This is a genomic window from Alcaligenes phenolicus (assembly GCF_032063905.1).
GTDB lineage: Bacteria > Pseudomonadota > Gammaproteobacteria > Burkholderiales > Burkholderiaceae_B > Alcaligenes > Alcaligenes phenolicus.
This window is the reverse complement of the sequence record NZ_DAMBOE010000010.1, coordinates 21,099-45,158: the sequence shown is the minus strand read 5'-3', so window position 1 is coordinate 45,158 and position 24,060 is coordinate 21,099. Positions and strand designations below refer to the sequence as shown.

24 protein-coding genes and 1 tRNA gene are annotated in these 24,060 nt (G+C 56.2%); 11 read left to right on the top strand and 14 right to left on the bottom strand.

What is annotated here, in order from left to right:
• Positions 1–35: 35 nt before the first annotated feature.
• From U2949_RS17550 to U2949_RS17540, 3 genes are read left to right on the top strand one after another with little or no spacing between them, the layout of a single operon-like run.
• Positions 36–1,346 carry a mechanosensitive ion channel family protein gene (locus U2949_RS17550; protein WP_026483336.1) on the top strand — a complete coding sequence of 437 codons (1,311 nt, stop codon included), beginning with the start codon at positions 36–38 and terminating at the stop codon, positions 1,344–1,346.
• A gap of 19 nt (positions 1,347–1,365) precedes the next feature.
• Positions 1,366–1,704 (top strand): P-II family nitrogen regulator, encoded by a 339-nt coding sequence (locus U2949_RS17545; RefSeq protein WP_003799650.1) that lies wholly within the window; start codon positions 1,366–1,368, stop codon positions 1,702–1,704.
• Between the two features lie 50 nt (positions 1,705–1,754).
• Complete coding sequence (locus tag U2949_RS17540) at positions 1,755–2,597, top strand: aldo/keto reductase (RefSeq protein ID WP_321289096.1); 843 nt, start codon at positions 1,755–1,757, stop codon at positions 2,595–2,597.
• 75 nt (positions 2,598–2,672) lie between these two features.
• On the opposite strand, the gene U2949_RS17535 is transcribed toward U2949_RS17540, so the two are convergent.
• Positions 2,673–3,881, bottom strand: a complete 1,209-nt coding sequence (locus U2949_RS17535) for an MFS transporter (protein WP_035271794.1) — start codon at positions 3,879–3,881, stop codon at positions 2,673–2,675.
• A gap of 50 nt (positions 3,882–3,931) precedes the next feature.
• The gene (locus U2949_RS17530) at positions 3,932–4,507 is read right to left on the bottom strand and encodes a chorismate--pyruvate lyase family protein (RefSeq protein ID WP_026483333.1); all 576 of its coding nucleotides are present in this window, start codon (positions 4,505–4,507) and stop codon (positions 3,932–3,934) included.
• A 36-nt stretch (positions 4,508–4,543) separates the two neighbouring features.
• Here U2949_RS17530 and U2949_RS17525 point away from each other — a divergent pair, with 36 nt between their 5' ends.
• Positions 4,544–5,278, top strand: a complete 735-nt coding sequence (locus U2949_RS17525; RefSeq protein ID WP_009457119.1) for a pseudouridine synthase — start codon at positions 4,544–4,546, stop codon at positions 5,276–5,278.
• A gap of 15 nt (positions 5,279–5,293) precedes the next feature.
• Here U2949_RS17525 and U2949_RS17520 read toward each other — a convergent pair whose 3' ends face one another.
• Together U2949_RS17520 and ugpQ are read right to left on the bottom strand one after the other, a co-directional pair.
• Positions 5,294–6,148, bottom strand: coding sequence for a 23S rRNA (adenine(2030)-N(6))-methyltransferase RlmJ (locus tag U2949_RS17520; protein WP_026483332.1), 855 nt, complete (start codon positions 6,146–6,148; stop codon positions 5,294–5,296).
• 25 nt (positions 6,149–6,173) lie between these two features.
• Positions 6,174–6,920, bottom strand: coding sequence for a glycerophosphodiester phosphodiesterase (gene ugpQ / locus U2949_RS17515; RefSeq protein ID WP_080655489.1), 747 nt, complete (start codon positions 6,918–6,920; stop codon positions 6,174–6,176).
• Between the two features lie 170 nt (positions 6,921–7,090).
• On the opposite strand from ugpQ, the gene U2949_RS17510 reads away from it, so the two are divergent.
• From U2949_RS17510 to U2949_RS17495, 4 genes are all read left to right on the top strand, one after another.
• A complete protein-coding gene (locus tag U2949_RS17510) occupies positions 7,091–9,049 on the top strand; it encodes a SurA N-terminal domain-containing protein (RefSeq protein WP_321289090.1) in 1,959 nt (652 codons plus the stop codon).
• Positions 9,050–9,119: 70 nt separating this feature from the next.
• On the top strand, positions 9,120–9,992 hold the full coding sequence (locus U2949_RS17505; RefSeq protein ID WP_257722613.1) for a M23 family metallopeptidase: 873 nt from the start codon (positions 9,120–9,122) through the stop codon (positions 9,990–9,992).
• 21 nt (positions 9,993–10,013) lie between these two features.
• On the top strand, positions 10,014–10,697 hold the full coding sequence (locus U2949_RS17500) for an AzlC family ABC transporter permease (protein ID WP_257722612.1): 684 nt from the start codon (positions 10,014–10,016) through the stop codon (positions 10,695–10,697).
• Between the two features lie 9 nt (positions 10,698–10,706).
• A complete protein-coding gene (locus U2949_RS17495) occupies positions 10,707–11,051 on the top strand; it encodes an AzlD domain-containing protein (protein WP_026483327.1) in 345 nt (114 codons plus the stop codon).
• Positions 11,052–11,156: 105 nt separating this feature from the next.
• Here the strand turns inward: U2949_RS17495 and U2949_RS17490 are convergent, their stop codons facing one another.
• Genes U2949_RS17490 through U2949_RS17480 form a run of 3 tightly spaced genes read right to left on the bottom strand, consistent with a single transcriptional unit; the run spans position 11,157 to position 13,444 of the window.
• The gene (locus U2949_RS17490) at positions 11,157–12,137 is read right to left on the bottom strand and encodes a tripartite tricarboxylate transporter substrate-binding protein (protein ID WP_321289087.1); all 981 of its coding nucleotides are present in this window, start codon (positions 12,135–12,137) and stop codon (positions 11,157–11,159) included.
• Positions 12,138–12,169: 32 nt separating this feature from the next.
• Positions 12,170–12,517, bottom strand: coding sequence for a RidA family protein (locus U2949_RS17485; protein ID WP_239054302.1), 348 nt, complete (start codon positions 12,515–12,517; stop codon positions 12,170–12,172).
• A gap of 30 nt (positions 12,518–12,547) precedes the next feature.
• Complete coding sequence (locus tag U2949_RS17480) at positions 12,548–13,444, bottom strand: fumarylacetoacetate hydrolase family protein (protein WP_257722610.1); 897 nt, start codon at positions 13,442–13,444, stop codon at positions 12,548–12,550.
• A gap of 39 nt (positions 13,445–13,483) precedes the next feature.
• Between U2949_RS17480 and U2949_RS17475 the strand changes: the two genes are divergently transcribed.
• Positions 13,484–14,491 carry a LysR family transcriptional regulator gene (locus tag U2949_RS17475; protein ID WP_321289082.1) on the top strand — a complete coding sequence of 336 codons (1,008 nt, stop codon included), beginning with the start codon at positions 13,484–13,486 and terminating at the stop codon, positions 14,489–14,491.
• A 4-nt stretch (positions 14,492–14,495) separates the two neighbouring features.
• Positions 14,496–15,449 (top strand): LysR substrate-binding domain-containing protein, encoded by a 954-nt coding sequence (locus U2949_RS17470; RefSeq protein ID WP_321289080.1) that lies wholly within the window; start codon positions 14,496–14,498, stop codon positions 15,447–15,449.
• A 90-nt stretch (positions 15,450–15,539) separates the two neighbouring features.
• Here U2949_RS17470 and U2949_RS17465 read toward each other — a convergent pair whose 3' ends face one another.
• The 6 genes from U2949_RS17465 to U2949_RS17440 all read right to left on the bottom strand — a co-directional run bounded on the left by U2949_RS17465 (position 15,540) and on the right by U2949_RS17440 (position 20,527).
• The gene (locus U2949_RS17465) at positions 15,540–17,819 is read right to left on the bottom strand and encodes a RelA/SpoT family protein (RefSeq protein WP_026483322.1); all 2,280 of its coding nucleotides are present in this window, start codon (positions 17,817–17,819) and stop codon (positions 15,540–15,542) included.
• A gap of 21 nt (positions 17,820–17,840) precedes the next feature.
• A complete protein-coding gene (rpoZ, locus tag U2949_RS17460) occupies positions 17,841–18,044 on the bottom strand; it encodes a DNA-directed RNA polymerase subunit omega (protein WP_003799665.1) in 204 nt (67 codons plus the stop codon).
• A gap of 35 nt (positions 18,045–18,079) precedes the next feature.
• Positions 18,080–18,724 carry a guanylate kinase gene (gene gmk, locus U2949_RS17455; RefSeq protein WP_026483321.1) on the bottom strand — a complete coding sequence of 215 codons (645 nt, stop codon included), beginning with the start codon at positions 18,722–18,724 and terminating at the stop codon, positions 18,080–18,082.
• Between the two features lie 37 nt (positions 18,725–18,761).
• Complete coding sequence (locus U2949_RS17450) at positions 18,762–19,091, bottom strand: hotdog family protein (protein WP_026483320.1); 330 nt, start codon at positions 19,089–19,091, stop codon at positions 18,762–18,764.
• 15 nt (positions 19,092–19,106) lie between these two features.
• A complete protein-coding gene (gene xth, locus U2949_RS17445; protein ID WP_203145797.1) occupies positions 19,107–19,889 on the bottom strand; it encodes an exodeoxyribonuclease III in 783 nt (260 codons plus the stop codon).
• A 564-nt stretch (positions 19,890–20,453) separates the two neighbouring features.
• Positions 20,454–20,527, bottom strand: a tRNA-Cys gene (locus U2949_RS17440).
• A 165-nt stretch (positions 20,528–20,692) separates the two neighbouring features.
• Between U2949_RS17440 and U2949_RS17435 the strand changes: the two genes are divergently transcribed.
• Positions 20,693–22,960, top strand: a complete 2,268-nt coding sequence (locus U2949_RS17435; RefSeq protein ID WP_021446542.1) for an arginine/lysine/ornithine decarboxylase — start codon at positions 20,693–20,695, stop codon at positions 22,958–22,960.
• 190 nt (positions 22,961–23,150) lie between these two features.
• On the opposite strand, the gene U2949_RS17430 is transcribed toward U2949_RS17435, so the two are convergent.
• A complete protein-coding gene (locus U2949_RS17430; RefSeq protein ID WP_321289076.1) occupies positions 23,151–24,044 on the bottom strand; it encodes a LysR family transcriptional regulator in 894 nt (297 codons plus the stop codon).
• Positions 24,045–24,060: the final 16 nt, after the last annotated feature.

The following is a 24,060-nucleotide window of genomic DNA, read 5'->3' as shown; positions in this document are numbered from 1 at the left end:
GCCCTTTTTGGGGTTGGCTGGACAAGGAAGAATACATGGAGCAAGAACGCACCTTTGCCGATTTGTTGGGATGGCAATGGATCGAAGCGTATTTACCGCAGGATCGCTGGGTACAGATTTTGGCCGGTTTGGCCATGCTGACGGTGCTGGTCTGGATTGTCAGCTGGTTGACCAGTTCCGTACTCTCGCGCCTTGTGCGGCGCTTGCTGAAAGTGGCGGGCAAGGACGATTGGGCGCGTGCCCTGGTCAAGAAGCGCTTTGTGCGCAACGTGGGCTATGCCGTGCCCTTGCTGGTGGTCAGCTCTAATCTGACCTTGCTGCCCCTGGCCAAGACCTTGCTGGAAATCATAGAGCGGGTGGCCTTGCTGGGCTTTCTGGTCTTTCTCATCATGGCGATTGTCAGCCTGTTGGGGGCCTGGCAAGAGGTCTACGCCAATTCCAGCAAGGGGCGCACCAAGTCCATCAAGGGCTATGTGGAAGTAGCCAAGATAGCGGTGTGGGCGATTGGCATTATTGTCATGATCTCCATCATTCTGGATCAATCCCCCGTTCTGCTGCTCTCCGGTCTGGGTGCCTTGTCGGCGGTGCTCTTGCTGGTCTTTAAAGACACCTTGCTGTCGCTGGTGGCCAGCACGCAGATGAGCACCAATGACATGTTGCGCATCGGCGACTGGATCGAAATGAAGCAGGCCGGGGCGGATGGCTTTGTCATTGATATGGCGCTGCACACGGTCAAGGTCCAGAACTGGGACAAGACGGTCACCACCATTCCCACTTACAAGCTGTTCTCCGAGAGCTATCGCAACTGGCGTCAGATGTTTGAATCGGGCGGCCGCCGTATCAAGCGCACCCTGAGCATCGATGCCTCCAGCGTACGTTTTTTGACTCCAACTGAAGTCGATAGCCTGTCGCGCTTTGCCTTGCTGCGCGATTACCTGAACGAGAAAAAAGAAGATCTGGAGCGCTCCAATCAGGAGCTGAGCCGTGCGGGTCTGGATGCGGTCAATTACCGTCGCCTGACCAACCTGGGTACCTTCCGTGCTTATTGCATGGCTTATATCAAGCGTCACCCTGAAATTCATCAGGACATGATTCAGATGGTGCGCATGATGGAGCCCACGGCAGACGGTATCCCTATCGAGGTGTATTGCTTTACCAATAAAACCGCCTGGGTGGACCACGAGCGCATCCAGGGCGATATTTTTGACCACATTCTGGCGGTGCTGCCTGAGCTGGGCTTGCGTCTGTTCCAGTCGCCTACCGGTCGTGACTTGAGCCTGGGCTTGAGTCTGGCAGCAGAAAGTCATCGCCCGTCCTTGCCGGGCGGGGCCAACGATCCTCTTTAAATTTGACGTGCGAGTAACCATGAAACAAATTACGGCCATCATCAAACCCTTCAAGCTGGATGAAGTTCGCGAAGCCCTGGCAGAGCTGGATGTTAACGGCTTGACCGTGACTGAAGTGAAAGGCTTTGGTCGTCAAAAGGGACATACCGAGCTGTATCGCGGTGCCGAATATGTGGTGGATTTTCTGCCCAAGATTCGTGTTGATATCGTGGTGGCGGCTGATCGCTGTGACGCGATCATCGAAGCCATTATCAAAGCCGCCCATACGGGCAAGATTGGCGACGGCAAGATTTTTGTGACGCCGGTCGAGCAGGCTATCCGTATCCGTACTTCGGAAAGCGGTCGCGACGCACTGTAAGGTGCTCATGGCGAGACGGGTTTGGACAGTAGTGATGAAAGGACAAGCTGATGCGATATGAACAACTAGGATCGGCACCCCGTGTTTCGCGGGTGGGCCAGGGCAGTTGGTATGTAGAGCAGGCCGATTGGCCGCAAAGCATAGCTGCGTTTCAGGCCGGGCTGGACGCAGGCATGAACCATATCGATACCGCCGAGATGTATGGCGACGGGCAAGCAGAAACCTTGATCGGGCAGGCTTTGCAAGGTCGTCGTCATGAGGCGTTTCTGGTGTCCAAGGTCTTGCCCTTTAACGCCAGCCGTCAGGGCGTGATTCGCGCTTGCGAAGCCAGCCTGAAGCGTTTGGGCACGGACTATCTGGATCTGTACTTATTGCATTGGCCCGGCCAGATTCCTTTGGAAGAAACCTGCGCTGCCTTTGACAAGCTGGTTCAGCAAGGCAAGATCAAGCAGTGGGGCGTCAGTAATTTTGATGTGCCAGATCTGGAAGAGCTGTATGACATCGTCGGGCCAGGCGAAATTGCCTGTAATCAGGTTTTGTACCACCTGAACGAGCGCGCGATTGAACACGCAGTCATGCCCTGGTGTCAGGAGCATCAAGTCAGCGTGGTGGCTTACAGTCCCTTCGGTCACGATGATTTTCCCGAGCCGGACTCTCAAGGCGGGGCCTTGTTGGCCGAGATTGCCAGCCATTATCAGGCTACTGCGCGGCAAGTGGCTTTGGCTTTTTTGCTGCGTGACCCCAATGTGTTTGTGATTCCCAAGGCATCGCGTGTGGCTCATGCCCAGCAAAATGCGGCTGCTGGGGATCTGATATTGCAGCCTGAGCATATTCAGGCACTGGATGCCCAGTTTCCACGCGGCCCCAAGCCTGCTTATTTACCGATGATTTGAACGCAAGAAGAACGGCCCCCAAGCCTTGGATTTCATCCAGGCTTGGGGGCCGTTTTTCATGAGCCCTTGCTTTGCTTAACTGGCGAAGTAGGGCTGACGCTTGTTCTTGAAGTACAGCCAGGCCAACGCCAGCATCACCACTGCCGAGATCGGCAGCGTCCAAGTATTGACGCCGTACCAGCCATACACGGCCAGCACGCGGCCCGAGGTGAAGGAGGACAAGGCCACACAGGTAAAGATGATGAAGTCATTCAAGGCCTGCACGCGGCCGCGCTCTTCGGGGCGGTAGCAGTCCACCACCATATTGGTGGCACCGATGAAACCGAAGTTCCAGCCCAGACCCAGCAAAATCAGGCTGACCCAGAAATGCGGCACCGTCATGCCCAGCAGCGCCACAATGCTGGCCAGTCCCAGCAAGAGCACGCCCGCAAAGGTGACGGGGATTTTGCCAAAGCGCTTGATCAGATTGCCGGTAAAGAAGCTGGGGCCGAACATGGCCAGAATATGCCACTGAATCCCCAAGGTGGACTCTTTCAGGCTATGGCCGTGCATTACCATGGCCAAGGGCGAAGCCGTCATCAAAAAGTTCATCAGCACATAGGAAGCGACCCCGGCCAGGAGCGCAATGATGAAGTAGCTATTGGAGGCAATCTCTCGCAGGGGACGTCCGGTGTAGGGGATTTTCTCTTGCTGATTCCGTGTGCCGGGTGCCAGGCGCAGGCCAAAGGCGAAGGGCAGGACCAGGGCTGCCAAGGCTGCTTGTGCCAGGAAGGCGGCGGCAAAAGGGTGCTCCGGCCAGATATCCTGCGTATGGATAATCGTCTGCGTGGCGATAATCGCTCCCAGCAGCCCTCCGGCCATGACCCAGGAAATGGCCTTGGGACGGAAGGCATCACTGGCGTCATCGGCCGCGGCAAAACGATAGCTTTGCACGTAAGAGGCATACAGCCCGGCCAGCAGAGTGCCCACACAGAACATGACAAAGGACAGGCTGTAGATCCCGGCGGCGGCCAGCAGGCCAGCCCCTATGCCCAGCAAGGCACCGATGATATAGCCACCCTGGCGTCCCAGTCGGCGCATCAGATAGGCGGCTGGCAGAATGCCCACAGCCAGACCCAGGTTGAAAATGCCTACCGGCAAGGTCGCCAGATCCGGGCTGCTGGCCATCTTTTGGCCCACCAGACTGCTGAGTGCAACCACCAAGGCCGGGTTTGCCCCGCCTAGTGCTTGCATTCCAGAAAGAATAAAGGCGTTGCGACGGCTTGGATCGGCTTGCGTGGACATGGTTGGTTTCTGTATATAACTTTGTTTTATTAGCTAATGCTGAATATGAGCTAAACCAGTGTAGCACCACGTGCCCAGAAGGCTGGCATAAAGGATTCGGCCACCAGGAGGGGTTGACCGTGCCGCCAGAAGACGGAGCAGCGCGACAGAATCTGTTGAGCCTGCGGAACCGGCTCGCCACTGGGGTGCAGGGCGCGCTCAATGGTGCGGAAAAAGCTCATGCCGCGATTCAAACGGCAGCTTAAAAAGGCGGAACGTTGTATCTGGGCATCGTTATAAAGCATGTCGGCCAGCGGACGGCTGCGCAGCCGCCGTATGCCTTGCCAGACGCTGTGTGAGGCGGGCAGAGGGGTGAAACTGCGGGCAATCACGCAGCGGATTCCGTCCACCGCCATGGACACCTCGCGTATCCAGGCCAGCGTGCCTGGCGGCTTTTGAATCAAAGCAGCTTCTTGCGGGTTCAAGCGACAAGCGTATTCGCTGACCACTTCCAGATCGACTTTGCCCAAGCGGCGCAGACCGCCCGTCAGGGCGCCGGGACGGTGTAGCCAGTACTTTTGAGCAAGGGTGGCAGAGGGGTGAACCTGCTCATGCCAGGGTTTTTTTGTGCTGGAGGGAAATTTCATGTCCTGTATTATCGCCAAAGCCATAAAATAGCGCTCATGGAAAAAGAACGTATCTCAAAATTAATGGCCCAGCGCGGCATGTGTTCACGCCGTGAGGCGGATGCTTTCATCGAGCGCGGCTGGGTTCGTGTGGACGGTCAAATCGTCTCTGAACTGGGGAGCAAAGCCTACCCTAATCAGAAAATCACACTGGAAAAACAAGCGCGTCAGCGTCAGACCCAACGTGCCACTATCTTGCTGCACAAGCCCGTGGGCTATGTGTCGGGGCAAGCCGAAGCCGGTTATCGCAATGCGGTTTCCCTAATCGGCGCTTCTACGCAGTACAAGGGTGGTCGCGGCAGCCAGCGCTTTGATCCGGCGCATTTGCGCGGTCTGGCGCCGGCTGGTCGTCTGGATATCGACTCCACCGGATTGCTGATTCTGACTCAGGATGGTCGTATTGCGCGGCAGATTATTGGCGAAGACTCGGTCATCGACAAGGAATATCTGGTACGTGTCACTGGCAAGCTGAGCGAGCGCGGCCTGGAACTGCTGAACTTTGGTTTGAGCCTGGATGGCAAGCCCTTGCTGCCCGCCCAAGTGTCCTGGCAGAACGATGACCAGCTGCGTTTCATCTTGCGCGAAGGCAAGAAACGCCAGATTCGCCGCATGTGTGAGCTGGTCGGCCTGAAAGTGGTGGGTCTGAAGCGCGTGCGTATTGGCGATCTGGTGCTGGGCGACCTGCCTATGGGCCAGTGGCGCTACATGAAAGAATCCGAGAGCCTGGCCTGAAGGCAAAGGGGCGGCTTACAGCCCCGAGTGACGAAGTTGAAAGCTGGCCTTGTCATCCTGGGCCAGCGTTTTTGTTAACCACGGCATGCTTTGTTCCAGAGCTTTGAGCAGCGTCCAGGGAGGATTGCTGATGAACAGGCCACTGCCATGCAAACCCAACCCATTTTTGGCCGGAGCACGAACCGACAGGCTGACATGCAGCCAGGGCGTATCCAGTTGCTCCAGCTTGCGTTGCAAGGCCTGTACTTCGGGCCGCTGCACAATGGGATACCACACGACAATACAGGCTTGAGCAAAACGCTTGAGTGCGTTTTTGACACTGTTCAATACCTGCTGGTAGTCGGATTTGGCCTCGTACGAGGGGTCCATTACCACGATGGCACGTCGCGAGGGCGGCGGTAGCAGGCGTCCCAACTGTTCAAACCCATTTTCCGGATACAGGCGCACCCGACGGTTTCCCTGGGGGAATAGTTGCGCCACGTTGTCGCTCAAGACTTCGAATTCAGATGGGTGCAGTTCAAAGCCGTGAAAGCTGTCCTGCGTGCGCAAGCGCTCCAGCGCCAGCCAGGGTGAACCGGGGTAGTAGCGTGCGGTCCCGTCCGGGTTCAGGTCGGCAATGGCGTCAATATAGTGTTCCACCAGCTCCGGGTAGTCGTCATGCTGCAAGACCCGATCCAGGCCGTCGTAGAACTCGCCCTTGGTTTGCGCCCAGTCGTGCTCCAGATCATAGATACCGGCACCACAGTGGGTATCGATGATGCTGAAAGCGCTGTCTTTTTGAGCGTAGTAATTAAAGATATGCAGCAAAGTGGCGTGCTTGAGCACGTCCGCGTGATTGCCAGCATGAAAGGCGTGACGGTAACTGAACAAGAGAAATCCTGGTGTTGCGGTTTAATTAAAGAGTGTCGGGGCGAATGGTGGTGACTTTATCAGTGAAAATGCCATTGCACCCCCAATCCAGCAGTTCGCGCACCCGCTCGGCATCGTTTACGGTCCAGACAGCCACGGTATAGCCTTTTTGTCGAATTGCCTGAACCAAAGCCTGAGTGACAAAGCGGTCATTCAAATTCAGACCCATGCAGCCCAGACGCTCCAGACGTTCGGGCCAGTCGGCCGGAACCTCTTCTTCAATCAGCAGGGCACGGGGCAGGGTGGGGGCGGCTTGCTGCGCTGCTTCCAGAGCCTGTTCAGAAAAGGACGACAGCAGCGGCGGCAAGCTGGCCTGCGCCCACAAGGCTTGGGCGGCCAGGGCGACCAGTCGGCCTGTTTCGGCTTCGTCCCCGGTGGTCGGCTTGATTTCGATGTTGCTGTGAACTTGATTGGCCAGGGTGAAGGCGGCTATCGAACTTAATGTGGGCATGGGCTCCCCGGCATAGGCCGAGGAATGCCAGGCACCGAAGTCCAGGGCGGACAGCTCGGCCAAGGTTAGCCTGGAGGCAATACCCTGACCATTGGAAGTACGGTCCAGCTCGTCATCGTGCAGCAGCACGGGAACCGCATCACGGCTCAGTTTGACGTCGTACTCCATCATGCGAAAACCGTTCTGGGCACCGACCCGAATGGCGGCCAGGGTGTTCTCCGGGGCAATCTTGCCGGCGCCACGGTGGGCGATCAAAGCGGGGTAGGGCCAGTGATGATTCATTGAAGACATGGCGGACTCGCAAGAGGCGTGATAAAAAGCCAATGTACTATTTTAACCGGGGCTGTACACTGTACGGTTTTCATATACGGTATATTTTCAGGCCGAGCCGGCTCACCGGCCTGATGCGCCACCCGCAGCGCCCTGCTGCAAGCGAAAGTAGGTGATGATTAATGTTCGAGATTATCCGTAAGAACCAACGCGTCATGCAGCTGGTCCTGTTAGTGCTGATTCTGCCGTCTTTTGTACTGATCGGCGTCAGCGGCTACTCCAGCTACGTTTCTGGCGATAGCGATATTGTCAAAGTTGGCGATAGCGCCATTACGTCCCAGGAATTTGATCGTGCGCGCCGCATGCAGCTGGACGATATGCAGCGCAACAATCCTTCCGGTTTTGATCTGGCCCAGGCTGACAGCCTGGAAAGCCGTCGTGCATTGCTGGAATCCCTGATTGATCAGCGTGTACAAATTGAAGTGGCTACTGCCGCTCGCTTTAACGTCTCCGACATTGCCCTGCGCGACTATATCGCCACTATGCCGGAATTTCAGGAAAACGGTTCTTTCTCACCCGCCCTTTACAGCCAGGTTCTGGCTTCGGCAGGCATCAATACCCGTGATTTCGAGCAAAGCCAGCGCGGCCAGATGGCCCTGCAACGCGTGCTCGGTCCCGTGGCTGCCAGCTCCTCCATGCTGCCCAGCGTGATGAACAAGCTGGAAATCGCTCTGACCGAAGAGCGTGGTGTACGCACACGCAGCTTCTTGACCCGTGATTTCGAATCCAAGGTTCAGATCAGCGATGCCGATCTGCAAGCCTGGTATGACGCCAACAAGCAATCGCTGGAATTGCCCCAGCAAGTTAAAGTGGAATACCTGCTGCTGAATGAAGCAGCGGCCTCCAAAGATCTGGCGACACCTACCGACGATCAGCTCAAGCAATACTACGAGCAAAACAAGGCTCGTTACGTGCAAGCTGGCCGTGTGAACATCAGTCACATTCTGGTGACATTGCCCGCCGGTGCCTCCGATACCGAACGTGAAGCGGCCCAGACCAAGGCTCGCGAACTGGCTGAAAAAGCCCAGGCCAATAAAGAAGGCTTTGCCGACCTAGCCCGTGCCAACTCCCAGGACGAGGGTAGCGCCCGTGAAGGTGGCGAACTGGGCTGGATCAGCAAAGGCTCCTGGCCGTCCGTGCTGGAAAGCGCTGTATTTGCCTTGAAAAAAGGTGATGTGTCTGGCGTGATTGAAGGCCCCAACGGTTTCCACATTTTCAAGAGCAACGAAGTTCAGCCCGAACAAGGCGAGTCCTTTGAGCAAGCTCGCAGCAAGGTGCAGGATGAAGTGCGCAAGCAGCTGGCTTCCGAGCGCTTTGCCGATATGGCCAGCAAGCTGACCAATCTGGTTTACGACAACGAAGACAATCTGGAAGCCGCCGCCAATGCCTTGGGCCTGACTCTGAAGCAGGCTGAAGGCATCAGCCGCCAAGGTTTGATTCCTGCTTCGCAAGTTGAAGGTGAGCTGGCCGCCGCCAATAGCCCCGATGCAGCCGTGCTGGATGACCGCCGTGTTCGCCAAGCCTTGTTCAATGCTGAAACTCTGGCTTCGCGCAAGAATGCAGGCGTTGTAGAGGTGTCGCCTGACACCTTGATTGCCCTGCGCGTAACCGACGTTACCGAGGCTCATGTGCCTGCACTGGATAAAGTACGCACTATTGCTGAGGAAAACCTGCGCCGTGAAAAAGCGGCTGCCTTGGCGGTTCAAGCCGGTGAGGACTACCTGAAGCAGTTGCAAGCCGGTACCGAACCTGAGAACTTCTCGGCCCAGTTTGCCGTGAGCCGTGCAGAATTCCCCGAGATGGACGAAGCCTTGCTGAACAAGGTTCTGGCCAATCCCGTGGACAAGCTGCCTGCCTATGTGGGGGATCGCCAGCCCCAGGGCTACACCGTGGTGCAGATTCTGAGCCATGAGCCCGGCAAGTCCGGCAACCCTGGTCTGGACATGTTGACAGCACAGTTGACTCAAGCCATGGCACGCACCGAGACCCAGGCCGTTCTGCAAGCCATGCGTGTGGAAGAGAAGGTTCAGATTCTGCCAGAAGCAGAAAAAGAGTTGACCTCCACAGGCGAAAATGAATAAAGCGGCTTGAATCAGAGCCTGTAACCCTGGAGCCAGCAGGCTCCAGGGGTGTTTTTCAAAGAGCATTCTGATGAATCACACTGATATTTCCCTGGTACGGCGGCGCCTTTTAGGCGCCGCAACTGTTTGGGGCCTGACGGCACCGTACTTGGCCTATGCTGCGCCTGGTCAGGGCACTTTTATCGAACGCACCTTGCATCGCCCTGTGCCGGGCGGGGTGGCTGTGCTGGACCTTGGGGCGGGTGGCTCAGCGCCGGTGGTGCACTTCAATGGCAACCGTGTGCTGGTGATTCAGGATGCTGATCAGCGTTGGAAAGCGATTGTCGGACTGGATCTGAAAACCCAAGCAGGCCAGCACAGCATTTCCGTGCAAGGGCGGTCGGGCGTGGCGTTTCAGGTTGGCAGCAAGCGTTACCGCGAGCAGCGCATCACCTTGAAAAACAAGTCGCATGTGAATCCGGACCCGCAACAGCAAGCCCGTTTTGAGCGTGAATATGAGGAGCAGATGCAGGCATATGCCAGCTTCCGCACAGAAGGCCCCAGCAATGTGGTCTTTGAAAAGCCGGTACCGGGTCGCCTGACCAGTCCGTTTGGTTTGCGCCGTTTCTTCAATGGTGAAGAGCGTAATCCACATTCGGGCCTGGACTTTGCCGCGCCTACCGGCACGGCAGTAAAAGTGCCCGCTGACGGGATCGTCACCATTGTGGCGGATTACTTCTTTAACGGTAAAACCGTATTTGTGGATCATGGTCAGGGCCTGATCACCATGTTCTGTCACTTGTCGGCTTTTGATGTGCGCGTAGGTGATCGTGTCAGCAGGGGCGATGTGGTGGCGCGTTCCGGCGCAACGGGCCGTGCGACTGGCCCTCATTTGCACTGGAACGTCAGTCTGAATAACGCACGGGTGGACCCCGCCATCTTTATTGGTGCATTCCAGGCCTAGGCAGGCCCTGCAAGGTTTTTCATGATCATCGGTTCGGCATATCGACGGGGCTTGCGAGACAGCGCCTCTATCGCCCTGGGCTATGTCCCCGTTGCGATTTCCTTTGGTTTGAGCGCTGTGCACGCGGGCTTGTCACCCTGGCTGGCAGTGATGGTGTCCCTGATTGTGTACGCGGGGGCCAGTCAGTTCATTTTGATCAGTCTGCTGGTGGCAGGTGCCGCCTATCCCAGCATTTTGGGTATTGTGCTACTCATGAACCTGCGCCATGTGTTCTATGGCCCAACCTTGATGGGCTTTTTTACCGGCCCAAGAACTGTCTCCAGTCTGTTCATGGCTCCCGGCCTGACCGATGAGGTCTTTGCCGCTTCCGCAGCCGGAGTAGCCCGCCAACCGGCCCAGGAGCAGGAGTCCTGGTACTGCGGCTTGCAACTGGGCTCTTACCTGTCCTGGGTGCTGGGCACTGCCGTAGGGGCCTTCTTCGCTAGCGATTTGCTGGGTCAATCTCCCGTGCTGGAGAAGACGCTGGGTTTTGTCTTGCCCGCCTTGTTCTTTGCCCTGTTGCTGGAAATCCGCCGATCTGCACCTGTGCCGGTGTTGGTGGCTGCCGCTGCAGGGGCTGTTCTGGCTATGGCTTTCTTGCCATCGTATCTGGCGATTATTGTCGGCATGCTGGCCGGTGGTTTGATGGCCCTGCGCCGCGCTTAAGGAGTAGAGATGGATTGGAGTTTTCTGCTCATGATTGTGCTGGCGGGCCTGGGCACATTTTTGATTCGTTACCTGCCTTTGCGTCTGGGTGGACGACAAGGCAAGGCGGACCCCAGCCGCGCTTCGATCTGGCCACGCCTGTTTGGGGCCATTGGCCCGGCAGGTGTGGTGTCCTTGCTGGTCGTGTCCCTGATCTCCTTGCTGCGCCCTGAACATATGTCCCTGGACTTGCCGCCTTTGCTGGCAGGTCTGGCAGGGGTGCTGCTGGGCCGGCGCTGGCCAGGTGGCATTGCGGGTTCAACACTGACTGGCGTGCTGGCCTATGGCCTGTGCGTGGCTTACGTTGGCGTTTAGTTCAGCCTTATTTTGCCCTTGAAGCAGGTTGAAGGCAGGTCGGAAGTGGATTGCTGAGCTTGCCGCTGCCTGCCTGGGCCTTTTCAAGGGCGGTTTGATTCCTGTTTAAAACTTGCTGAAGTTTGGCAGGCTTTGGATGACTGTCTGCCAATGCTCGAACTCTTTCTTGCCTTTGGCGTCCAGTTCCTCGGGTGTGCTGCTGGCACTTTGCATGCCCGCCAAACGCAACTTTTCTTTTACCGCTGCATTGTTCAAGGTCGTGGCAATGGACGCTTGTGCTGCTTGTACAAGCTCAGGCTGGGTGCCTGCAGGAGCATAGAAGGCCAGCCAGCCATTGATTTCCAATTGCGGATAACCCAGCTCGGCAATGGAAGGGGTGTCCGGCAACAAGGGGTCCCGCTTGCTGTCAAATAGCGCCAGTACCTTGATCTTGCCTGCTTCGGATTGCTTAATCAGCTCTCCAATATTCAGTACTGCTGCCGGGACTTGTGCGCCAACCAGAGCCACGATGGCTTCGCTGGCTCCTTTGTAGCCTACATGTTCCAGTGCTACGCCCAGAGTCTGTCCCAAGTACAGTCCGGCCAGATGCTGACCGCTGCCGGTAGAGGAACTGGCAAAAAAGGTTTGATTCGGGTCGGCTTTGATGCTTTGCACATAGTCCGCAAAGTTCTTGATGCCCGAACTGCTGGGCACAGCCAGCCCCAGGTTCCAGTTCACCGCATTGCTGACAGGAGTCAGATCCTTGAAGGGCTCGTAGCGTAGCTCGGTGAAGGTATGCGGATATAGGGTGAGCGCCACTCCGGGAGTCAAAATAAAGGTTGAGCCATCAGGTGCCGAGGTGGTGGCCAAATTGATCGCAAGTCGCCCGGAGGCTCCCGGTCGATTGTCCACGATCACCGGTCGTCCTAATGCTTTGGACAGATCAGGGGCAATCAGTCTTGCGACCATATCCACATTTCCCCCGGCTGGAAAGCCCACCAGAATCCTGGCGCTTGCCGCCGAGTCAGCCTGAGCCGTCCCCACGCCCCCAGCGCAGAGAAAGGAAGTAATGATTGCTGCGCCCACATTTATTTTGATTTTTTTCATAATGTCTCCCGGTGTCGCGCTCTGCCTTGAAATCAGAGTGCGGCGGTTATTTCAACTTCGACTTGGTATTGTGGAAAGGCGAGCTTGGATTCAACGCAGGAGCGGGCTGGTTTTTTGTCCGCGGGAATCCAGGCATTCCAGATCTCGTTCAATAAGGGCCATTTCTTGTAGTCGTCGATCCAGATCATGGCACGCAGAATGTGACTACGGTCTATGCCGATTTCCTCAAATTGCTCGTCAATCTGACTCAGAATCTGGTGCAGCTGTTCTTCAAACGAGCCGGATGGGTCCATGGCGACTTGCCCCGACATATACACAATTTTGTCGTGAATGACGTATTTGCTCATGTTCTTGTTTTGGTGAAAGCGTTCAATGCTCATGTTGATCTCCTGATGATGAAAAGAAAGGGCTTAGGCAATCGTGGTGCTCAGCGTGCCCAGGCCGCTGATGTGAGCGTATAGCTGGTCGCCGGGGGCCAGAAACTCGCCTCGGGCTGCGCCGACACCAGCTGGGGTGCCCGTCAGGACGATGTCACCGGGTTCCAGTGTCATGATTTCTGTCAGGCGCACGAGTTGCTCGCGCAGATCAAAAATCATGCCGGAGGTGTTGGCGTCTTGTTTGAGCTGGCCGTTCAGCTCCAGTTTCAGATCCAGGTTTTGCGGATCCTTGACGAAGCAGGCAGGTATCAGGGCAGGGCCGATGGGGCAACTGGCGTCATTGGCTTTGGCGGCTACCCAGTCAAATTTGTAGAACTGCTCGGGGGCGCGGGCAAAGTCGCGGGCCGAGAGGTCAATAGCGATGGTGTAACCGGCCACGTGCTCCATCGCGTTTTCCAGTGTCAGGTCTTTGGCAGTTTTACCAATCACCATGGCCAGTTCAATTTCCCAATCGTATTTCTGGCAGTTCTTGGGGATGGGTGCGTGTTGGCCGTCACCAATGGCGGCCTGGCGTGCGGGCTTGAAAAAGAAGAACAGGCGCTGGTCTTTTTTCTCTGCGGGCACACCCATTTCTTGCAGGTGGTCGTAGTAGTTGGCGCCGGCACACAGAATCTTGCCGGGATATAGCACGGGCGGCAGAGTGGCGTTTGCTTCACTTAGAATCAGGTCCGTATGAGCTGCCGCTTGCTCAGCCAAACTCTTTAGCTTGGGCAGATTCGTCTCCCACTGTGCCAGCAGATCAAGCACGCTGTCAGGCAAGGCAGGGGAGTTCACACGCTGGCACAAGGCGTTAATGGAGTAGTCCTTTCCGTCTATCGATAAACAGGCCACAGGGGCTTGGTCGATCAGCAGGGTTTTAAGGGAGAACATAGATAAATCCGGGTAAGTGTTGAACATGAAGTTCATGGTATGCTCAGCCATCTATTCCCAGTTAATGAAAAATTCACGTCTTGTTATAACTATGATGAATACCAGAAACGAATTTTTCTTTGTGTTTTTCCCTGCCTGATGAAGCGGTTGGAACCGCGCCAACTCTTGATTTTGGCCGCCTTAGGGCGGAATTCCAGTATTCATAGTGCTGCGCGCGATTTGTCCTTGACCCAATCTGCAGTCAGTAAGGCCTTGGCCGAGATCGAGGCGCAGATGGGTGCGACTTTGTTTACACGCAGTCGGCAAGGCATCGAGCCAACAACACTAGGGAGATTGGTTTTACGACGTGTGGGGCATTTGCTGGATGTACTTGATCGGGGTGCTGGGCATCACGAGAAACAAGCCCCTGTTCTCAAGATTGGCTATATGTCGGATTTGCACGGCATGGCGCTTGGCAATGCCTTTGTGCGCTGGCGTCAGTCCCAATCCTTGAAGCTGCGTTTGCTGGATCTGGAGTTTGAACAGGTGTTGCCGCTTTTGCTTCAGGCGGATCTCGATGCTGTTTTGCTGGACGAGCCTATGAATGATGAATGGGCTGGACAGTTACGGATCAGCAGTCGCGTGGTGCCTGTTTTAAGAATGCATCATCCCTTGTTGAAGACGGGTAAGTCTTTGAGTCCCAAGGATGTACAGGCTTTGGATTGGATTTTGCCAACGTTAGCGGTTTCTTGGCATCGGGCGTTCCAGGACTGGACGGCCAAGGTCGGCATGGAAGCGCCTGCGCGCATTTGGAAGATCCCCGCCGGGCACGGTCTGAGTACAGTAGTGGCCCAATCAGACGCCGTGGTCTGCTTGCCAGCGGCTCAGGCGTCTTTTATGCAGCAGGCTGGAGTGGCGAGGCCGATTGAACTAGCGGGTGACTCAGGCATTGATGCCCCTGCATTCTTGGTGCCGGGCCCTCATGTTCGGGGTGACCCGGCGCTGCATCAAACCTTGGTTCTATTTGCTCAGTTTCTTGGGGGCAAAGAAGCTGCTTACGGAGTGTAAAGATATGGCGGATACAAGTATTTCCTCCCAACTTCCTCCCTTGTCGCGTCGTATTCGTTTGCGACATCTGGAGTTGCTGGCAGCATTGGGGGAGCATGCAAGCCTGAAGCACGCGGCAGAAATGATGGGCATGAGCCAGCCGGCGGCCAGCAAACTTTTGCTGGAGGCCGAGTCCTTGGTCGGTACCACTTTGTATGAACGCAGTAATCGTGGGGTACTACCCACTGCAGCGGGTGCGGCCTTGGTGCTGCGTGCTCAGCGCTTTCTGGGGCTGGTTGATGGTTTGGGCGAAGAGGTTCAGGTCGCCCAACAAGGTGCAAAGGGACGGGTTCGTGTGGGGGTGTCGCCAGCCTGCGGGGCGGTGATTCCGGGAGCCTTGGCCGCCATGCGGGCGGCTGCTCAGGATGTGGTTTTGCGTATCGAGGAGGGTAGCAGCGCCAGCCTATTGGAGCGTTTGCGGGACGGGCGCCTGGATTGTGTCTTGGGTCGGGTGCTGGATAGCCAGGACCTGGAAGACTTTGACACCCTGCATTTGTATAACGAATCTATTGTGATGGTAGCCGAGCCGCAGCACCCTATTTTTTCCAAATCAACGGTGGATTGGGAAGATGCTCTGAGCTATGAATGGGTCCTGCCCCCTCAAGGTGCTCCTTTGCGTCGTACTTTGGCTTTCTGGTTGGCCCGTCAGGGCTTTCAGGAGCCTCGCTGTCTGCTGGAGTCGACTTTGACCTTGGCGAATCTGACGGTGCTACGCGAGAACCAGGCATTGGTTTTGCTGGGTTCTATTTCAGCCCGACAATTCAGCGAACAGGGCGTCGTGCGAGTAGTCCCTTTGCCTTTCGACGGAATTGCATTGCCGTCCGTCTCTCTATTCTTGCCGCAGGACGACTATGCGCATGAGCCAGTGGATATTTTTATTCGGGCCTTGGAACAACATGTGCGCGAGACCTTGACCTAGTAGTCGACTTTGATCGTATTTGAACCATAAAAAACGCCTGCTATTGAGCAGGCGTTTTTTGTACGGCTGAAAGCTGGTTTGCAAGTGGGTTTAGCCCTTCACACGCACAATCTTCTGAACTTGCGGTACGTGACGGATAGCGCGAATCACGCGTGCCAGGTGGGTACGGCTATCAACCTGAACGGTCAGGTGCAGCACCGAGGTTGCAGCCGATTCGTCCGGCATGGAAATATGCAGGATGTTGGAGTCGGCATCGGTAATTTCAGCAGCCAGACGGCCAAGAACACCCCGTTCGTTGATCGCAGTGACATCCAGACGGGTGGACAGGTGGCGGGCAGTATTGCTGTCCCACATGACAGGAACCCAACGTTCGGGCTCTTTGGCCTGGGCGCGTTGTGCCACCGCACACTCAGCCATATGAACAACCAAACCGTGACCCAGACGGATGCCGCCAATAATGGCGTCACCGGGCAGGGGGCCACAGCACGGTGCCAGCTGTACAGCCTGACCTTCGTTACCGTGAATCAGAATCGGTGCAGAAGTGTTGGCGTTAATTTCGTCAAACTCGGCCGCAGTAGTTTCCAGCAAGGGGTTTTCTGGAGCAAAGCGGCGCGCTACAACGGCGGCCAAACGTTTGCCCAAGCCAATATCGGCCAGAATTTCTTCACGAGATGCGGCGCCCGAACCCTTGGCCAGCTTGTCCCAGTTGGGATCGTCGTCGGTGGCATGTGGCAGGCTTAGCTGGTCAAAGGCTTGATCCAGCAGACGGCGGCCAAACGCCACGGATTCTTCGTATTTAACCGTGCGCAGGTAATGGCGGATTTCCGAACGGGCGCGGCCCGAACGGACGTAGTTCAGCCACTGAGCGCTTGGGCGAGCGGCGGGGGAGGTAATGATCTCTACCGAGTCACCGCTTTTCAGCTCGGTGCGCAGCGGGGCAAACTCGCCATTGATTTTGGAAGCAACAGCGTGATTGCCGATATCGGTGTGAATGCTGTAAGCAAAGTCCACCGGAGTCGCACCACGAGGCAGGGAAATAATCTTGCCTTTGGGCGTATGGACGTAAACGGCATCGGGGAACAGGTCAACTTTGACGTGTTCCAGGAATTCTGTAGAGTCGCCCGTCTGGCTTTGGATATCCAGCAAGGATTGCAGCCAGCGGTGTGTGCGCTTTTGCAGATCGTTCAGGGTAACGTCGTCTTCTTTGTACAGCCAATGAGAGGCCACGCCTTCTTCTGCCACGTGGTCCATTTCGCGGGTGCGGAACTGGAACTCGACAGGGGTGCCGTAGGGGCCAATCAAGGTAGTGTGCAGGGACTGGTAGCCATTCACTTTGGGGATGGCAATGTAGTCCTTGAATTTGCCCGGTACGGGGCGATACAGCTGGTGCAGCGTACCCAAGGACAAATAGCACTCGGGCAGGGTATGAACAATGACGCGAAAGCCGTAAATATCCAGCACGTCCGAAAAGGACTTCTTCTGCTCGACCATCTTGCAGAAAATACTGTAGAGCGACTTCTCACGGCCGGAAATTTCGGCGTCAATCCCGGCGGCAGGCAGGGCGATCTTGACGGCTTCGGTGATCTTGCCCAGCACTTCACGGCGATTGCCACGCGCTGCCAGCAAGGCCTTGTGCAGCACCTTGTAGCGATTGGGGTAGATGGCCTTGAAGCAGCGATCCTGCAGCTCGCGGAACAGGGCGTTCAGGCCCAGGCGATGCGCGATCGGAGCGTAAATATCCAGCGTTTCCTGGGCGACGCGGCGGCGTTTTTCCGGCTTGACCGCATCCAGCGTGCGCATATTGTGCAAACGGTCGGCCAGCTTGATCAGAATCACGCGCACGTCGCGTGACATGGCCAGCAGCATCTTGCGGAAGCTGTCGGCCTGTTGCTGCGTCTTGGTGGCAAATTCCAGGCGTTCCAGCTTGGACAGGCCGTCCACAATCTCGGCCACATCGGTCCCGAACTTTTCAGCCAGTTCCTGCTTGGTGACGTCCTGATCTTCGATCACGTCATGCAGCAGGGCCGACATCAAGGCATCAGTATCCAGCTTCCAGCCCGCACAGATTTCCGTGACGGCAATGGGGTGCGAGATATAGGGTTCGCCACTGGCGCGAAACTGCCCCAAATGGGCCTGATCGGAGAAACGATAGGCCTCCCGTACCCGTTCTACATCTTTCGGGTCCAGGTACTGCGAGATGATCTTGGTGAGCGGAGCCAGCGAGGCAATAGGAGGACTGGCACTTTCCTGGGCAGCTTGTGCCAGTGCCGGGGTGTTCTTGTCTTTAGGCTTGCGACGACCTAGCCGTGAACCTTTTTTAAGGACGGCCAACAGCCCAGACGATGCGCCCCGTAAACCAGAAAATGCCATACCGTGCTCCGCCTGTGCCTATCAGGTAGGAACTTTGCGCAGCATTTCCAGACCGGTCGCGCCGGAGGCGATTTCTCGCAGGGCGGTAACCGTAGGCTTGTTCTTGCTTTCCAGGCGTGGTTCGTGGCCTTGAGCCAGTTCGCGCGCACGGTAGGCGGCTGCCAAGGTGAGCTTAAAGCGATTGGGGACTTGCTCCAGGCAGTCCTCGATAGTGATGCGAGCCATAGTAGACCTGTTATCAAAAAGTAATAAGAAGGAGATCAGCCCTGATTCAGCAGGGCATCTGCGCCTAATTGTTGAAAGAGTTGGCGATGCCGTACTGACTGAGTGGCAGTGCGCAAACGACTGGCCTGCACAATACTCAATAGCTGCTGTAATGCCGTATCAAAATCCTCATTGATAATAGCATATTGACAGTCATGAACATGGGCGATTTCGTGCTCGGCAGCCTCGAGGCGGCGGGCGATGATCTCTTCGCTATCCTGTCCACGTTTGCGCAAACGGGCCTGCAAGGTGGGCAAGGAGGGCGGCAGAATGAAAATGCCGACGGCTTCGGGGAAATGTTCACGCGCCAGGCGGGCGCCTTGCCAGTCAATTTCCAGCAACACATCGCGGCCTGCATTCAGGGCTTTCTGAATGGGTTCGCGGGGCGTGCCGTAGTAGTTGTCATGCACCTTGGCCCATTCCAGCATCGCGTTTTCTGCGACCATCTTTTCAAAGCGCGCTTTGTCCACAAAGAAATAGTGCTGGCCGTCGCTCTCGCCCGGGCGAGGCGCGCGCGTGGTGGCCGAGATGGACAGCATGATGTTGGAATCGTTGGCCAGAAGGGCGTTGACCAGACTGGATTTGCCCGCCCCGCTGGGGGCGACAACCATAAAAACAGTGCCAGGATAGCTCGTGGACATGGAGAGCAGACTCTAGAAGTAGATTTTTATAAAAGAATTAATTGCTGCTTGGGTCGTTTTGCCCAAACTCATTCAAGACGGCCATGACGCTGGCCTGGTCCGCGCACAGAAAGACCACCGTGTCATTGGGGTTCATGGAGAACAGAACGTCCTCCACTTCCTGCGGGGCATCTTCGGGCTGGGCAATGGCCATCACGTGCACATCGCCACCGGCTTCGAATTGCTCGGGCGGAACAATATGGGCGACCGCATCCAGATCAGGCTCGCTGATGGCCAGATAGGCCCAGACCTTGTGCTCCTCTTCCAAGGTGATCTCAAGCACATAGGCCGAGTCAGTCTGCTCGATGATTTGGCTTTGAATTTGCATAATGAAATGAGTGTGTCAGCTAAAAGACAAGGTAGCGGTAACGGGTGCGTGATCCGAGGGCTGTTCATTGGCGCGCGGTTCGCGGTCAATATCGCAGGCCGTGCAACGGGCCTTGAGCGCGTCGGACAGCAGGGCGTGGTCAATGCGCAGCCCGGCATCGCGGCGGAAGGCAAAACGACGATAGTCCCACCAGGTAAAGGGGCTGCCGCTTTGTTCAAACAGGCGGTAGGCATCGTGCAGGCCCAGTGCCAGCAAACGCTCGAACGCGGCGCGCTCGGGCGGGGATACCAGAACATCGACTCCCCACTTGACCGGGTCGTAAACGTCCTGGTCGGCTGGGGCAATATTATAGTCGCCCAGAATGGCCAGACGGGGATACTGCTGCAATTCTTTTTCCAGCCAGTCGTGCAAGGCGGCAAACCATTCCAGCTTGTAGGTGTACTTTTCGCTTTCCAGCGATTGCCCGTTGGGGCAGTAGGCACAGATCACACGCACCGGGCCGTCAGGCGAGGGGTAAGTAGCGGCCAGCAAACGCTGCTGTGGGTCTTCGTAGTTGGGTAGATTGCGTTGCACATCCGTACCAGGCTCACGCGAAATCAGGGCCACGCCGTTATAGGTTTTCTGACCCGCCCAGTGAGCGTGATAACCCATTTCCTGAAAAGCCTCCAAGGGAAAACGCTCGTCGGGCAGTTTGAGCTCTTGCAGACACAGTACGTCTACGGGGTTGGCCTTGAGCCAGTCCAGAACTTGGGGAAGACGGACGTTCAGAGAGTTCACGTTCCAGGTGGTGAGTTTCATGGTGTCAGACAATCTCGGTAAATCAGAGAAAGCCGCTTGTACAGGGCTTTGTCGATAAAGGTAGTGCAGAGGCGGCCATCAGCCTGTTGGAAACGGGCAGGATGGCGCTTAGCGTGCGCGAATGCCGCCATCATATCAGCGCTAGCCAGGGACTGGTTTTAAAGCCAGCGCCACCGACAGGATGAAAATGGCCGATGAGCCGGGGCTTTGTTCTAGGTCGTAGTGAAAAACAGACATTTTCAGACAATAAATTTGTCCTCAAACCATCTGCATGTAACAGCCACAAAGTCAGGCGGCAAGACCCAAAGCGCGCTTGGGGCAGATTGATGTTTTTAGGGCACGAAAAAGAGGGTTTTTTGCGCAGATCACGTGCCTGCTTGTGTTAAATTGCAGGCCAAGTTGGAACGGTGGGCCAAAACCGATGAAAGGGCTTGGCCGCAGCGCGTAGTACAAGGATTTGATATGCAGGAAAAGGGAATAAAAAAATCGCCGTAATGGCGACTTTTTCTGTGTGATCAAAACCGGAAAGAAGGCCAGTTTTGTCTGTCTTGAATGCAAGCAAGATGGAGGCGTGTGCTGGAATCGAACCAACCTGAACGGATTTGCAGTCCGTCACATAGCCAATCTGTCACCACGCCTTTTGTTTTGTCCTGGGACATGTAGAATTATGCCCAAGGACGTAGGGAAAAGCAAGTGTCACATGACGGGACGTGAAACACGGTACGATCTGCTGCGCAAAAGCGACTGACGTCCCTCCCTTTTTTTGCCGCCCCTGCGGCACTCCCTTGTATTAAGGACATGGCATGCAATATCAATTCCCCATTGTGATCATCGATGAGGATTTTCGTTCTGAAAATGCGTCTGGTCTGAGCATTCGTGTATTAGCAGATGCGATCGAGGCCGAAGGCTTCGAGGTGTTGGGAACCACCAGTTATGGCGATCTGAGTCAATTTGCCCAGCAGCAAAGTCGTGCCAGCGCGTTTATTTTGTCCATCGATGATGAGGAGTTCACGCAAGATGGAGACAGCGCCCCGGCGCTGGTCAATCTGCGTGCCTTTATTCGGGCTGTGCGTCGTCGCAATACCGATGTACCTATCTATGTGTATGGCGAGACCAAAACGGCTCGTCATATGCCAAACGATATCTTGCGCGAGCTGCAAGGCGTCATTCACATGTTCGAGGACACGCCCGAGTTCGTGGCGCGTCATATCGTGCGTGAAGCGCGCAGCTACGTGGAAGGCGTCAAGCCTCCATTTCTGAAAGCCTTGCTCGATTACGCCGAGGATGGCTCGTATTCATGGCATTGCCCCGGCCACTCCGGCGGCGTGGCCTTTCTGAAAAGCCCGGTCGGGCAGATCTTCCACCAATTCTTTGGCGAGAACATGCTGCGTGCCGACGTCTGCAATGCCGTCGAGGAACTGGGCCAACTGCTGGACCACAACGGAGCCATTGGCGCCAGCGAACGCAATGCCGCGCGTATTTTCAACGCTGATCACTGCTTTTTCGTGACCAACGGCACTAGCACCAGCAACAAGATTGTCTGGCACCATGCCGTGGCTCCGGGCGATGTGGTGGTGGTAGACCGCAACTGCCACAAATCCATCCTGCACAGCATTGTGATGACGGGGGCTATCCCCGTGTTTCTGCGTCCTACGCGTAACCACTTCGGGATTATTGGCCCGATTGCGCGCAGCGAATTTGATATCGAGACCATTCGCGAGAAGATCCGCAAGCACCCCTTGCTCTCGCATCTGGATGCCGATACGGTCAAACCCCGTGTGCTGACGCTGACCCAATCCACCTACGACGGCATTATTTACGACACCCAGGTGATCAAGAATGCCGTGGATGGTTACGTGGAAGTGCTGCATTTTGATGAAGCCTGGATTCCGCACGCGGCTTTCCATCCCTTCTATGGTCAGTTTCACGCCATGGGCAAGAACCGTCCGCGTCCGCAAGAAACCATGGTGTTCTCCACCCAGTCGACGCATAAGCTGCTGGCCGGTTTGAGCCAGGCCAGCCACGTGCTGGCACAGGACTCGGTCACTCGTAGCCTGGATCGTCATTTGTTCAATGAAGCCTATCTGATGCACACCAGCACCAGCCCGCAGTACGCGATTATTGCGTCTTGCGACGTGGCCGCTGCCATGATGGAGCCACCCGGTGGTCGTGTGCTGGTTGAGGAAAGCATTATTGAAGCCCTGGATTTCCGCCGTGCCATGCGCAAGGTCGAATCGCAGTTTGATGAAGACGATTGGTGGTTCAAGGTCTGGGGCCCGCCAACACTGGCAGAAGACGGTGTGGGCAAGCCTGAGGACTGGATCATTACGGACGATGCGGAGCATAGCGAGTGGCACGGTTTCGGCCCGCTGGCTGATGGCTTCAATATGCTGGATCCGATCAAGGCCACGATTGTTACCCCCGGCCTGGATCTGACAGGCACATTTGGTGAAACCGGTATTCCAGCTTCTATCGTGACCAAGTTTCTGGCGCAACGCGGCGTGATTGTGGAGAAGATTGGCCTGTACAGCTTCTTCATCATGTTCACCATCGGCATTACCAAAGGCCGCTGGAACTCTCTGGTCACAGCGCTGCAACAGTTCAAGGACGATTACGACCGCAACCTGCCTGTCTGGCGAGTTCTGCCGCAGTTTGCGCGCCAATATCCTTGTTACGAGGAAATGGGCTTGCGCGATTTGTGCCAGCACGTGCACCAGTTGTACGCCAAGCACGACATTGCCCGTTTGATGACCGATATGTACCTGTCGGATGTGGTGCCTGTCATGCGTCCGGCTGATGCTTTTGCCTGCATTGCCCAGCGTCGTACGGAACGGGTCGAGATTGACCAACTGGAAGGTCGCGTGACGACCAACTTGATCACACCTTACCCACCCGGTATTCCGCTCCTGATTCCCGGCGAAGCCTTTAACAAGACGATTGTGGATTTCCTGAAGTTCTCGCGTGAACTGCATCGTCAGTGTCCTGGCTTTGGTACGGATATCCACGGTTTTGTGGAAGAGGTGGATGCCTCCGGTCAGAAGCGTTACTACGTGGACTGCGTGGCACAGTAAAGCAGCTTGCTATCCAGGGCCGGGGCAGGGCATCGGCTTTTGGGTAGAGCAGTGAAGCAAGCGGGCCTGATGAGGGATGTTCAGGGTTCTGGAAGACTTCCAGACTTGAAGTGTCTGTCATCAGGCCCGTTTTTTATGGGCTGTCTATCTGCCACGAATCCTTGTGACAGGTTTGTGTTGCAGAGGCTTGCTACAGGCTTTGCGCTGTGCGCAAGGCACATTCCAGCAGCCGTGAAGTCAGTGCCTGGGGATCACGGTCTGCCCGCAAGATCGCCACAACCCGGCGTTGCAGGGCAGGTTGCTCAATCGGGTATTTATGCAGATTGTGCTCGTGCAGCAGGTTGTCGGGAATGCGGCTCGGCAAGATACAGTCCCCCAATCCTGACGCCACCAGTCGCAACATGGCATCTATGGTTTCGACCTCCGCCACAAATTCGGGGTGCAGGCCGCTGCTGTGAATCATGCGGCGCAGGGCGTAATGGGGCGGAAAACCGATCAGGCGCAAGGCCTGGTGGCTTAAATCTGCACTGGGAAAAGGCTCCTGCTTGGCGGAGATGCGGCACATTTGGTCGTCAAACAGGGTGTGCGAGATCAAGCCGCCACAGTCCACCGCCGAGTCGTACACAAACCCCACATCGGCTTTGCCACTTTCCACTAAAGCCACTACTTCGGGCGAACTGCGTCCCAATAAGGACAAATTCACGCCGGGATGCGAACTCATGAAAGTGGCAGCGACATCGGACATGAAGTAGTAGCTCAGGGTATGGACGGTGGCCAGCCGCACGGTGCCTGAATTGACGCCGTGCTCCTGACGCACGGCGTGGACAGCGCTATCAATACGGCTATAGGCCGGTTCGATTGCTTGGCGCAGCAGCTCGCCCGCATCATTCAGGCTGACTCCGCGCCCGGTACGGTTAAACAGGGTTTGGCCCAGGCTTTGTTCCAGCGAGCTTAATTGTTTGCTCAGGCTGGATTGGCTTTGTCCCAAATCATCAGCTGCTTTGCTGACCGAGCCTAATTGTGCAATGCGTAAAAAACAGCGCAAGGAGCGATCCAGATGATCGATGGGGCGGGATTCGTGCATGCCATTGTCTCTTTAT